The organism is Flammeovirga sp. AWQ4_249 (assembly GCF_056161045.1).
On record NZ_JBSWYJ010000018.1, the window covers coordinates 47,958 to 62,353 of the forward strand.

Below are 14,396 nucleotides of genomic sequence, written 5' to 3' on the forward strand. Positions count from 1 at the left end.
AATAAAAGACTCACAACTTCCATTTTATATTTAAAAAGTTGTGAGTCTTATTTACTAATCTTTCTTGAATTTCAATGCTTTTGTTTCTGATACTCCTTCAGCATTTATGACTAGAATATACATTCCTTTTGGTAAATCCTGTATTGCTAATCGCAAATGAGAATTATTTATAAACACTTGCTGATTGAGTCGTTCTTGCCCTGCCATATTTAGAATATGGACAGAGACTTTTTTATCCCTATACTCTAAAGGCAAACTCACTTTCAAGGTCTCCTCTTTGACTGGATTAGGATAAATTATCCAAGAAGGCACATTACTTTTTTCGATGGCTAAAGCTTCAATCCAACATGAATAAAGCGTGGTTTTAGAAGTTATTTCCTTTCCTTCACTGACCTTCGTTCCTTCACAATTAGGCAAAGTATACCATCCTTCAAAAGTCTTAAATTGATGTAATGGTTGAATGGGAAAATCATTTTCTAAAAGTGCATTATGATCTAATTTTGCTTGATGATAACGACTTCCATTATCCATAAAAGTCACCATTGTTTCTTCACTCGCATCAAATTTATAAAACATCTCTTCTGTAACAGACTGATAATTTGATTCCCCTAATACTCTATACTCCAATTCCAATTTATGTCGATAAGTGTATTGAGTATAGTAGATATCAAGTTTATGATAGCCTGCCTCCAAACCAATGGTACCTTCAGCAAACCAAGGATCTTTCTCACTTACTCCATTTAGATAAATTACTTCTTGTCCATCAATTTGTAAAATAGAACCATCATCTGATTTCAAGTAGAATTCATAAAGATTGTCTGCTTCAAGATAAATCAATCCTGATAAGTGTAATCCAAAATGTTCACTTGCCTCTTTACCTATAGCTTCAAAATTTAAATCCCATACAAAATCACTGGCTTGTATACTTCCACTTTCTGAAAGAATCATTGCAGAAAAATCTGGTAAACTTCTTACATTTTCATCTAAATCATAAAGTTTATAATTCAATTCATTACTAATAGAAGTAGTTATTTCAGTATCCGCAATTAATTCAATGTTTTGATATGTGACAGTATATGGAGAGTATTCTGTATTTAAACCAAATGCTTTGAAAGTAAAGGTAGTCGTCTCATTAATCTTTAAAGTGTCAGGAAAAATTAGGGAATTTTCCGTAGGAATAGATCCATCAGTTGTATAACGAAGGGTTGTTCCTAAACGTAAATTATCTACTGTCACATCTAGTTCTTGATAAAACTCATGTGTTCTAGGTTTTACCCAAACCAATGTTTCAAGAGTATCTAATTTTGCACCTACTTCCCATGTTACAGATAAATTATTTTCTGTGGTTAAATAAAAAGCTTCCTCATTTTCATTAAGTTGCTCAGGAACTGAAGAAGATTCATTTATTCTATTTCGTTGAGCACTATAAGGTGCTATCACAGTATTGTCTAATGGATTTCCTGTCACAGAATGTTTCATTAAAAAATGATCACCTACTTGTTCTTTTTCCAATTTCGTATGAACCCAGTGCGTCTGACCTTCTTTAACTACAGGTACGTTCATTTCTACAAAACCCCAATTATCTGGCAAGTGAGGAGCATAAGTAAATGTACTATCCATAAAAGAATAATTTGTTCCTCCAATCCATTCTATTAGTGGCATTACTATCGCAATATCCCAATTATAATATCTTGAACCCCATGCTTGGTCTTTATCATTCCAAGCTTCAGGTGCAATTGGGTAACCATAATCTCTTGTCATTGCCTCAAGGTGATTTAATGTAACAGTCATCCCAGCTTGATCAGCTTTTTGACGGAATAAACCATCAATTCCTAACCAACAACTTATCGTCGATGCTCTAAATATTCCATTTGGAGGTGAATCTGCTGACCTTGTATTAATTCCATTTGGAGAAACAAACCCTACGTCAGTATCCATCACAATATCATGGATATAATCTCTCGACATTTCAGTAGTCAAAGCATTATTACGAAGCTCACCTACGTGCCAATTGTTTTTCCAATTATCCGTTTCATATTGTCCCATCAACCAAGGCCAATGATGGTTGACAAATTGATTTACTTCTCTTTCTTTTATTGTATTCCAATGTGCTACATCGGCCGTTTCCCCTAGTTGTTGAGCCATCAATGCCAACTCTTGAGCCTCATTGACACCAACAGCCTTACTGTCATTATCTATATATAATGGACGTAATAAATCGTAATACACCTGACGTAAAAATTCTTGGTCACCTGAATGATCATATTGTTTCCAGATTTGTCCCACAGCACCATCAAAATTCATCCTTGTATCTGGAGAGTACCAATGTGTTCCAAAATTATCGGGTAAATAATTGTTTTCATTTTTAAAAGGCACCATGTATTTCCATGATAATGCATTACCATTTCCCCAAGCCCATTTATCCGCTACATAAGATCCTGCAGCACAAAAAGCCCATGAATCCCAAAGATGTAAACCCATGAAATTATTGACTGCTGTTTGTGTATGAGGGTATTGCTCCCATCCTTCATTGATATCAGTGAAATACATAAAATACAGAGACCAAAGGAAATAATAAGTAGATACCACGTCTTCATCAGAGCATCTGAAATATGGAATTTGCTCATTTAAAAGATGATTCATCCACTCTGTTTTTTCTTCTTTCACTGTTTCAATATGGGATAAATCTGACGTTAATCGATCTACAGCATTTTCTTCTACTTCATCAACAGCGAGAGAAAGTGCTACTTTTTCATATGCAGGAATATCTAACTGAAATTGGTATCCAATATTTCCTTCTTCTAAAGTAGCTGATGAGAAATTATTTAATTTTTTATTCGAAGAAAATACAAAATTAAGACCTGAGTACATCATATCGCCTTCTACAGCAGGTTGTCCCCATGCTGGTTTAGCCATAGCTCTACCATTTTCAAGAAGTACTACAGTGTTTTCATCTGTATTATGATTTACTGTAGAAGAACAACTTACAGAATGAGGTGTATTCGCTGGATCTCCATCTTTAGTCGGAATAAAACTTGCATCAAAATAACTTTCTCCTTCAAATAGTACTTGTATCGGATAATCAGAAGTAATTATTGTCGACAATACATCACTTTCAGAAATAAACTTTTCTTCCACAATAGTAACCCCTTCTATCTCATAAGTAACTACCATTTTATCTGGTCTCCAATCCAAATTTTTAGGTGAAGGATGAGGAAACTGTTGACCATCAATAATTATTGTACCATAGGCTACTTTTGTTCTTCTCCAAAATTCCCATCCCCATTGATCATGTCCTTTTCCTCCCGCAGCATTAGCAATACCATTCCCTCTTGCACGACCATCTCTAAACATTGGATGTGTAAAACCAATCGTCTCTAATTCAGTGATATTTTCATATTCGGCCTGACCTGCACCCGCTACATAATACATTTTATTCCCTGCTAAAAAACCATAATGTACCCCATTAATATCTCTAGAGATTCTTTCACAATAATCGGTGTACATAGGACTTCCCTCCTCGATTGGTTCAAATACAGGTGTTAAACTAATATCTCCTAAAGTTGAGATAGACTGATTCGAAAGTCTTTTATTTAAATCATTATCAATGGCCCAATATCGGAATCGATGTCCTTCTTTTGTAGGAGGGTTTAAAGTATAAGGCAAATCTTCAATAGTAAAAGTTTCTGGATTTTCCGTATCATTTACTTCACTCAATGAAAAATTATAAGTAATAGCATATTCTAGTAAAGACCATTGTGCATAATAATATTGATCACTATTTATACCACTTAGATTTTCCGTTGAGTTTGAAATCATTTCACCCGAACCATCAGAAGCTGAATTCCATCCTTCAAATTCATAACCAATCCTTGATGGCTCTGGCAATACAACTGTATAATTATTCTCAAAAGATGCTGAAGCCATAGTAGATTGAAGACCATCATTATGGTCAAAAACTAGATTATAAGTTGGTGAATAATTGCCAAGTGGATCTTCTAATACCATTAATTCATGTATTTCAGCATCTGACAATCTACGGTTATAGATATACAGTTCATCCAATTGACCTTCAAACTTTTTCCCTTCACTCGATTCACTGCCTAGATATAATTTACGATTGGTCCAAGGTACTACAACATACCCTTCAGTATTGACTTTTACTGCATTATTCAACTCCCCATTAAGGTATATTCTTGTACTATCTCCATCATAGGTAAAAGCTACATGATACCATTGATTTAAATTTTCTGTTGTCAATTTATTTCCACTCACTCTTGCGAAAGCATTTCCATATTGTCCTGAATTTTCTGGATTTACAGTTGAAATAAAGGAATTGAAATTATTATCACTTGCAATTTCTAACATATAAGTAAGTCCTCCATTTTCAACTTTCACAATATTTTGCTGAGTGCCATCTGCTTTTGAGGGATTGACCCATAAAGCAACGGTCATTTCAGGTTCATTTTCTAATATAAAAGGGGTACTATTTTCAAAAAATAAATAATCTGTTTGTTGACTAGATTGAGTTAATGATAGTGCTCCTTGTGAATATTTGCTTTGATCTGTTATTGTTGCATTCCCCATTAAAGCACCCTTAATAGTACTTCCTTTTCCAAAATCTACACTGTCTGAGTCAAAACTAAAATAACCTCTCAAACTATCAGATAAAGTAGAATTTTCTATATTTAATCCCATATCAATAACAGGAGGTGCAGTAGAAGCCAAAGGATCTTCTAATTGCATAAGTGTTGAAATATCTTCTGCTGTTAAGGCTTTATTATAAAGGTAAAGCTCATCGATTAAACCTTTGAATTGACCATTTCCATTATCAAGGCTACCTAAGTATAATTTTCGATGATCCCAAGGTACAGTAATGAAACCAGGCGTATTGACATTTACTGAACGATTTAATTCTCCATTGATGTAAATTTTGGTAACCAAACCATCAAAAGTAAAAGCAACATGGTACCATTTATTCAATTTATCCTCTGATAGAGTATACCCTCTTGATCGAGCGAAAGCATTCCCAAAATTGTTACTAACTTCTGGATTTACTGTTGAAATAAAAGAATTGAAATTATTGTCTGAAGCAATCTCAAGAAAATAGGTAACACCTCCTCCCTCAACTCTTACTACATTTTGACGTGTATTATCAGCTTTTGCAGGTTTAATCCAAAGTGCAACAGTAATTTCTTCCTCATTATTTAATATAAATGGATATCGATTCTCATTTTCAAAAACCATATGCCCATTTGTATTTTCTCCATTAGCCAAACTTAAGGCTCCAGAAGAATATTTTGATTGAGCAGCAATGGTAGAAGTCCCTACGAATGTACCTGTGAGATCCTTTCCGTCTCCATAATTACAAATTTCAGAATCAAAACTAAAATAGCCCCGCAATCCTTCTGATAGTCCTTCTTGTTCTAATGTATTTTCTTGAGCAAAGAGTTGTGTGATGGTCAATAAATTGAACAAGAAACAACCCAAAATAATGTTCATGTACTTGAACGTATTTCGTTTATTCATTTCCTTTGATAGTTATTTATCTATTGTTTATGGTTAAATTATATTTATTCCAACAATGAAAAGTAGGTTGTTGTATTAAGGTATAGAAACGTACATTTTCATTTCATTTAGAATTGGTAAAAACGATGGAAAAGCTGAATCAACTTTTCCATCCGCAGGATTTACCTTTATGTTTTCTAATTATTGTGATATAGATAAATATCTAAACTAAAAGGAAGAATCATTAGTATTAAAAGGGAGAATAACGGGATTATTACCACAATTATGTGTAAGTATGACACTATTATAACAAATGTACTATTCAAATAACATTTGTACTAGTTCACTGAAAATAGGAGAAGTTTCTAGATAAACATATATTTGATGCTAAATCATCTCTTCTTGTTCTATTTTCCTATATTTTGTAGGTGAAATAGTATTGAATTTTTTAAAAACTCTACTAAAGTAATTGGCATCTCTGTATCCTATTTGATATGCAATTTCAGTTATGGTTAGAGAAGTATTGAGTAATAAATCCTTTGCTTTTTCTAACCGAATACTGTTCATGTAATCAATTGTCGTCAAACCTGTCAAATTCTTTATTTTCATATAAAGAACTGAGCGGTTCATCTGTAATTTGTCCGCTAACTGTTCAACACCAAAACCTTCATTTTCTATATTCTCTTGAATGAGTTGATGTATTTTTTTTATAAACTTTTCTTCTTTGTTATTTGCAGGTAATTGTTTTAGATTAATCAATCCAGAATCTTTAAAATGTTCCTTCAACCTTCTTTTCGAAATTAGTAGGTTCGAGACTTTCATTTTCAATTCATCAATACTAAACGGTTTAGACATAAAAGAAGCCGCACCATATTTCAAGCCTTCAATTTTATCTTTTTCAGAAGATAGTGCTGTTAATAATATGATTGGTATATGTGCACTTTCAGGATTTTGTTTTAGTTGTTTACAAAGTTCTATTCCTCCCATTTTGGGCATTAAGACATCCGAAATAATTAAATCAGGAATGGTCTTTTGAATCATTTCTAAGGCCTCAATACCATTGTGAGCAATTCTGATTTTATATTCCTTTTTAAAATGTCTTTTTAATGAGTGTCCAAGATCATTATTGTCTTCAACAATTAAAATATTTGTTGTAATAGAACGGCTAATTTCATTCTCCTCTTCAATAATTTCATCTTCCGTGTAGATGTCTATCAAGTCTTTTGTAAATGTGTTATTTAATGTCTTTTTCTGTGTATTAACTTCTGATAAGTCAAATTGATTTAGTGGAAAAGAAAGAATAAATTGATTCCCAATATCCTTATTTGAAAGCACTTCTATTTTACCTGCTAATAAACTTGTAAGACTTTTTACTATCGCCATTCCTATACCCGAATTATCAATGCTATTTTCTTTTTTAAAAAATGGGTCAAAAATTTTCTGTATATCATCACCTGATAGTAAATGACCTGAATTCGAGATTTTCACTTCTATGATTGCATCTTCTTTTATATTCAATTCTATACGAATCTCCCCTCTAAGATTAGTATATTTATAGGCATTACTCAATACATTACTGATGATTTTCTCTATTTTTTCTTCATCATTTACTATCATCAAATGCTTCTCGTTTACTTCAAAATGATAACGAAGCTGCTTTTTGTCAAAAAGTATTTGAAATGATGTATAAATGCTATTCAGTTTTTCAATGAAATCAAATTGCGATAAATTTATGGGTGCATGATCTGATTCAATTTGTCTAAATTCCATTAATTGAGCAATTAAAAACTTAAGTCTTACAGCATTTCTATTGATTGTTTGAAAAGGTTTTTTCAATTGTAGAGACAACTTATTTTCTACCATAAATATCTCTTCAATAACAGCTAAAATTATTGTTAGTGGAGTTTTAAACTCATGAGATATATTGGTGAAAAAGTTCATCTTATGCTCATCCAATTCTTGTTTTTTCTTTTCTTCGATTATTGCAATTTTAGATCGTGTTTTTTCTTTGCGATCTTCTTCTAGTTTTTTACCAATTCCATAAAACATTAGCGTAAAAAATAAAGCATAAAAACTATACGCTAGTGGTGAAGTTAAAGGGTGTTTTAAGATCTCTATTTCAATTTTCTTTTCCTCAAAATTCACTTTTCTTCCATCATATGAATAGCGAACATGAAAAGTATATTTACCAGGATCAAGGTTTGTATAATTTACTTTACTAGAAAGAGAAGTCGTATTTTTCCATTCTTGATCAAATCCTTCTAATTTGTATTGATATATCGAATTAATAATAGAATGGTAAGTGGGTAGATTAAAATAGATTGAAAACGAATTGTAATTAAATGGTAATTCTATCCTTTTAGAGTAGTTTATATTTTTAGGAATTTCAGGTTTGTTGTTGGTATTTATTTCTTCATTCAATATAAAATCTGTAAAAATAGGTATCGTTTTGAAAGATTTTTTAAATAATTGTGATGGATCAAAAAATGTCAAACCCTTCACCGATCCAAAGAAAAGCTTTCCCTCTTTTCCTTTATAATAAGATTTGAAATTATATTGATTGGCCAACAATCCATGATCTGTAGTATAATTCATAATAACCTCTCCTGATAGAGGATTGAATTTTGCTATTCCTCGGTTAGTACTTAACCACAAATAGCCCTTATCATCTTCTAGAATTCCATATACATCATTATCTTTCAGTGCTTTAGAGTTATATATTTTAAAATTCTTTTTATGACTCTCATATTGTACTAATCCCCCACTTCTAGTACCAAACCAAAGTCTATTTTTAGTATCAATATATGAACTAATAAAAGAATCTGAGGTAAAAGGAGCATTTGAGGAATGATGAACACTCACTGAATCCTTATTTTTTATATATTGAAATACGCCTGAACGGTATGAAGAGAACCAAATATTTCCTTGTTTATCTTCTATGATATCATCTATATGTTTCCCTTTAAAAATGTCATATTTAAAAGGAAGAAAAGTATTCGTCTTTTCATCATAAACATCCACTCCATCTAATGTTCCAATATAAATCTTACTGCTTGTAGCTTGAAATAAAGCATACACACTGTTATTTGAAATTGAATTCTCTTCCAATTCCTTTTTGAAAATTTGGATAGACTTAGTCTCATTATCAATTTTATTTAACCCATCTAAGTAAGTTCCCACCCAAATATTCCCATGAACATCTTCTAACAAAGCATGTACATTATTTCCACTTAATCCTTCTTTTTTAGTTAAATATGAAAACTTTTTATCCTTTTGAGAGTAGATAGAAATACCTTTATCTTCTGTCCCAAACCATAGATTATTCTTGGTATCTTCTATTACTTGACTTACTGCTTTGCCTTTTAATGATACTTTTCCACCATCTGGAATGATATTTTGAAAGTCTTTTCGATGAAGAGATGTGTTATTAACTCCCCCAAAATAAGTCCCCAACCACATCATTTCTTCTTTTCCCTTAAAAATACTATAGATTGCGTTATCATTGATGGATTTTTTAGAATCATCAAAATCCTGAGTAAAATGTGTAAAAGTATTATCTTCTTTACTGTAAATAAATAAACCATTTTCTGTTCCTATCCAAAGACGTTGGAGGTGGTCTTCTCCAAGACTTCGAATATATTTCAACTCATTTCCGAGTTGCTGATTCCCTTTGTATATACATTGGAATTGATGAGTTTGGCGTTCAAACTTATAAAGACCATGATTTTTCGTTCCAATCCAAACATCACCTTTGCTATCAATAAATTGAGATGTTAAAACAATAGGACTTGTGCTTATTTTTTCTTGAATAAAAAGTGAATCAAGAACCTGCATTTCAGGAGTCATATACATCACTTTTTTTGCTGTAAAGCCCCATAAATGATGATACATTCCCACTTGTATTCCTAAAAAATCCTTTGAATTGGATAGTTTCTTCAATGAGAAAATAGGTGCTTCCGTAGTTAATAGAAACACACCCTCTATAGTATTAATTAAAAGTTGATTTTCTGTAAAAGCAGTTATAGATTTGACAAAAGGCAAAGGACTACCATTATAAAAAATAGATTTAAAATCCTCCAAGCTATCTCTATAATAACACAAACCATTTTCTGTTCCAATAAATAACTGTTGATTATCTGCATAGTGCAAGACTGTGATATTATTGTGAGGTATAGAACTACTTTTTTCATCATGGTAAAAACGTTTAATAGAACTTCCGTCATAAAGATTCAAGCCTTTTATTGTTCCAAACCACATTCGTTTTTCCTTGTCTTGAGCAATAGAGGTAACAAAACTATAAGACAAACCATCAGAATTTGTCAAATTATAAAAACTTAAAGTCTCATCGCTCTTATTTTGTGCATGAAGTAAAGTAAAATTTGTAAAATAGAAAGTTAACAGAAAAAAAAGTAGTAATAATTTCATCCAAAAGTAAAGAGATAAGTAACAAGAAAAAGTGAATGTTTAGAATAAAATAATTCAAAACTGCAGAAACAATATATAAAATATGGATGAGATTAAATAACTATTTACAGATTTCTAATTTAAATGGATTTACAGCTATGGTATCAGAAGTAAAGCAATGAAAAAACGTTTCATTTTCTATTTTAATTCTATTTCATTTATATTCTGAACACTAAGAATAAGTGTTACAATATTTTCTAATTAACATTAAAAGGTAATGGATATTATTGAATTTATTCATAGAAATATGCTTACTTATTTTTCCAATTCTCAGGCAAATCTTCACCAATACTAATTCTTTGTTTATCATCAAAAATTTCAATCTCCAATATTGGCTTATCCAAGTACTCTTCAAAAAGAGAATCATTTGGAAAATCTTCTAGGTTTTCTCCAATAAAAAAGGAAAGTCCAAAGTCTTTTTCAATCCAATAAAAGAAAATCCCGTCTTCAAATTCACAAAATGCTTTTGTATTTAACTGATAGTAATCTCTCATTTTGTCACCAATACCCACAATTCCATCCACTTTTCCTTTGTAAGAATTTTTAACCCTCAAATGAGATACGCTGCCATTATATAAATTTATTGTTACCGTCAAGAAATCACTAAAAGATAAGTTTAAGTTTCCAAAAAATGGTTTCGATAACTCAGAACTCCATTGATTTTTATCAAAATCTATTGAATAAGCATTTTGGTGATTTTTAAAACTTGCACCATAAATATCTCTTAAATAGAAAGAATTCATCCCTAATTTTATTTCACCAATTCCTTGATTTGGAATTATAGGTGATTTAATGTTTATATCTTTTACCTGTTTCATTTCAATTTACGTAAATGTAATCTGCTGTCAGCGGGTGTGTCAAATTTTGATTGAATTTTTAGCTATTTCTATCTTTTATTTTGTTTGTCTGTTTCTAAGATAATAAATTAATTGTGTCGAAGTAAACTATAACTTTTTATTTTTCTAGATTGAGTATCTATTCTAAAATTAACTTTAAACTTTTTGGTTACTAATTCTACCTCATCTTTTATTATTGATAAATTTGGATACCTATCCATAATGAAATTAAGATCTTTTCCAACAAGATTTAAGGTGCCTAAACTTTCATCTTTTTCATAAGACTTCAAACTAATAAGAATACACTTTTGAGTTTTGATATTTTTCGTATCCTTTCCAAAATGGTATGTTATCATTCCAAATTAAATTGTTTCTCCATCAAACCAAGCACCCTTTTTTGACACTAATCAGTAAATCAGATTCATCTAACTAATAAATCTGAGATAGTTTAGATTATCATAAACTGATTCAAGTTGATCAATTTCTATGAGTTTTCCTACTTCTTTTAGTGTATTACTTTATTGATTTATATTTTCGTAAATGGTTTCATAATGTTCTACAATTGGAAAAGGATCATAATAAGCATGTAACAATGCTTTCCACTCCAAATACTGAGGAGATTTTCTAAAATTGATCTCATGTGAATCGATATCAACCCAATCAACAAGAAGTATATATTTTCCTTCTTGTTCCACACATTTTCTTAAAGAATGCCCTTTATACCCTTCTATACTACTGATATATTGGCTTGCTCTGTGAAAGTCTTGTTCAAAATCCCTTTCATAACCCTTTTTTACATGTAGTAATGCTACTTCTAGAATCATATTTTATCTTTTTTAATTTGAACATTAACAACATTGTAAAGATGTATTTTTATAAAAAAAGTAATCAATAGGTTTATTTTGATTATTGTAGCACTGTATTTTCCCTAATATTTTTAACATCATTATTGAGAATAGATGATTTTAGTTCTGTGACCTCTCATAATCGCTTTTAGATGATTTTTAGATTTTATAGCCATCTAAATAAGATTTCAACTCTACTAAATAGTCAGAATTGTATGTCATTCCATTGTGACTCTGCCATTTCAAAGTGAATAATTTATCTCCTTTTTTGAATAATTTAGCAAGATTTATAGATGATTCATAGGGTATAATTTCATCATGATCTCCATGAAAAATAAGAACAGGAGAAGAAACATTTTTTAGATAATGATGAGATAAAAACGATTTGAAGGATCTTTTTTAAAATTTGCATTCGTATATGAGGCGTTTCGTTTTTAAGTCAATTTATATTTGCTTTTTTGCTTCTTCTAAAACCGCATGATACTTTTCGATTCTACTTAAAGCATTCATATCCATCAGCATTAGAGTAACTAAAAAAGCGATCGCAGTGATGCTTATTGCTCTTATTGTCGGTGCTTTAAAGAAAATTATTAATAAAGATGCTAAAATGATAATGCCTGGAAATACTTTTAAAGCTACATTTTGATAAGAAGATATTGTTTTTTCTGTCCTTACTAGTTCAGAATCAATAAATTCGAGGGCATTTGTGGCATAAGAATGTTCATATGAGTTTAACAGTTTAGTATTACTAAAATAAAAACCAACCCCTGCCATCAACAAAAGTAGTCCTGCGATGAGCATAGGAATAATAAAAGCTTTTGCAACTTCTGTTTTGCCGTAATGCCAAAAAAATACTGTCCCAATAAGAAATATAATACCTATCAAAATAAAAACAAGAGCAGATGACATTTCATCTTTTATCCACTCATCAGCAGCTTTTAGAAGTTCCATTATTATTTATATTTTAAGTTGTATACTATTTAAAATTATACTTTTATCGTTATAAAACACAGAAAAATACTTTTTAATTTATAGTGGATAAATATTGGTCTAATTCACCTTTTGTACTACTAAAAGTGAGAATTGACCTGAACTCAAAAAACCTATTTTTTTCAGACGAAAAATTATACATATACTTTATGAGGGTTAATTTTTCACTGTCCATATTAAACATTTTTACAATATCCATCATTTGTTCAATGGTAAAGCAATTATGTTTCACAAAATTTTGAGCCATCTTCATTTTGTCTTTCGAAAAAGTTTGACCTTCAATACTTTTTTTAATATTCGCGAATTTAGTATTATCTACTTTACAATTTTCATCTACTAATGTGTTTGATTTTCCTTGTGTCGTATGATATAGTTTAATAGCCCATGAAAATTTTGAAAAAGCATCATAAACAATAAAAAAGTCTTCTTTATCATTAATATTAGGATAAGCCACTACGCCAAGTTCATACTTTTTATGATCACTATTTAAATATTGAAAAGTTGTTTGTAATTGATTAGAAGTAGAATTTTCCTTTGAAAAGTACTTCATCGCATGATTAAAACGTACTAATTCATTTTCAGTTGACTGGATAGATACGATACATTCATTGAATGCAGCAGACGTATTTTGGCTAAATAAAACATCGGTCTTAGTCAATATTAATAGTATAGTAATAAGAAGAATTTTAGTATATTTCATGGTTGTTAGATTTAGTAGATAATAATAAAAATATCAAGATTTTATTCCAGCTTGATGATTAACATATTTAATAGACAATTGAAAAGTAGTAATTTTATTTCAGTTATACAATTTTTAAATTTTCATAACAAAATTGATGAAAAACCACTATTTATTAATTAATTGCTCGATGAAAAGTGCCTTATTTTCACTAAAAACCAAGGTACAGTTGGCAGACCACTTTCTGTAGAGTTGGCATAAGTCATTAGTTCATTTTTATTTTGAATGGTAGAAATGAGCCCTTTTTCATTAATTTCCAAATCAAATTTCTCTACTAATTCTTTAAGGATACCAAAACAATGAATAGATTCATAGTCACCACTTTTATTCATTCCAATCAAGTCATAACCAATAAATAAACCCTTATTTTTATCCTCAACTACTTTTTCATTAAGATTAACCAACATCCCAACTTCACCTTCTTCATCAGATCCAGGAGAAAGATATTTCGTAACTTTTTCTATATCTTCTTCACTGAAATAAACACCTAGGATTTCTGTATTATCTGATGTATTAAAAAAGAGATTCTTATATTCATATACAGATTGAAGATTATTGAATGTATTTACCCATCCGAGAATTTTTTCATTAAACTTTTCATCACACCAATGTTGAATATTTTTAATTTGATCTTCCGAAATAGAAAATTCTCTTTTGGGGGTTTCAAGCTCATAAATGCCATCTTCAGTCCATGAAAGTGACCATGCATCAAAGTAAGATGTATTTATAGTACAACAAGCCGAAAAGACTTTTTTACCTTTATAATCACCAAACTCTAAAGCTTTAAGTTTTAGTAAATAATATGCTCCTAAATAAAAATTCAACTTTTTGATCATTATCTTCAAAATAAAAACGATTGTATTAAATAAAATAATTCATTTAATACAATCGTCTATTTATTAAAAATAAAGAAAAATCTTACTAAAAGTAATCTATAAATTTATATTACAAACTGATTCAGGATATTTCCAAAGTAGTTCAAAATTAGATAGATCTTTGAAATAATCTAATTAC

Annotated in this window: 7 protein-coding genes and 1 pseudogene; all 8 read right to left on the bottom strand. The window is 30.3% G+C overall.

Annotated elements, in window-relative coordinates; genetic code table 11:
• Window positions 1-54: 54 nt before the first annotated feature.
• Window positions 55-5,529, bottom strand: coding sequence for a LamG-like jellyroll fold domain-containing protein (locus ACXAHM_RS14380; RefSeq protein ID WP_474961148.1), 5,475 nt, complete (start codon window positions 5,527-5,529; stop codon window positions 55-57).
• Between the two features lie 366 nt (window positions 5,530-5,895).
• Window positions 5,896-9,933 (bottom strand): hybrid sensor histidine kinase/response regulator transcription factor, encoded by a 4,038-nt coding sequence (locus tag ACXAHM_RS14385; protein ID WP_474961149.1) that lies wholly within the window; start codon window positions 9,931-9,933, stop codon window positions 5,896-5,898.
• Window positions 9,934-10,223: 290 nt separating this feature from the next.
• Window positions 10,224-10,790, bottom strand: a complete 567-nt coding sequence (locus ACXAHM_RS14390) for a hypothetical protein (protein WP_474961150.1) — start codon at window positions 10,788-10,790, stop codon at window positions 10,224-10,226.
• A gap of 536 nt (window positions 10,791-11,326) precedes the next feature.
• The gene (locus tag ACXAHM_RS14395) at window positions 11,327-11,632 is read right to left on the bottom strand and encodes an antibiotic biosynthesis monooxygenase family protein (RefSeq protein WP_474961151.1); all 306 of its coding nucleotides are present in this window, start codon (window positions 11,630-11,632) and stop codon (window positions 11,327-11,329) included.
• A gap of 180 nt (window positions 11,633-11,812) precedes the next feature.
• A pseudogene (locus ACXAHM_RS14400) lies at window positions 11,813-12,031 on the bottom strand (prolyl oligopeptidase family serine peptidase); the annotation flags it as partial.
• 66 nt (window positions 12,032-12,097) lie between these two features.
• Complete coding sequence (locus ACXAHM_RS14405; RefSeq protein WP_474961152.1) at window positions 12,098-12,604, bottom strand: hypothetical protein; 507 nt, start codon at window positions 12,602-12,604, stop codon at window positions 12,098-12,100.
• Between the two features lie 73 nt (window positions 12,605-12,677).
• A complete protein-coding gene (locus ACXAHM_RS14410; RefSeq protein ID WP_474961153.1) occupies window positions 12,678-13,343 on the bottom strand; it encodes a DUF4476 domain-containing protein in 666 nt (221 codons plus the stop codon).
• Window positions 13,344-13,501: 158 nt separating this feature from the next.
• Window positions 13,502-14,206: a hypothetical protein gene (locus tag ACXAHM_RS14415; RefSeq protein WP_474961154.1), complete on the bottom strand. Its 705-nt coding sequence runs from the start codon at window positions 14,204-14,206 to the stop codon at window positions 13,502-13,504.
• Window positions 14,207-14,396 lie beyond the last annotated feature (190 nt).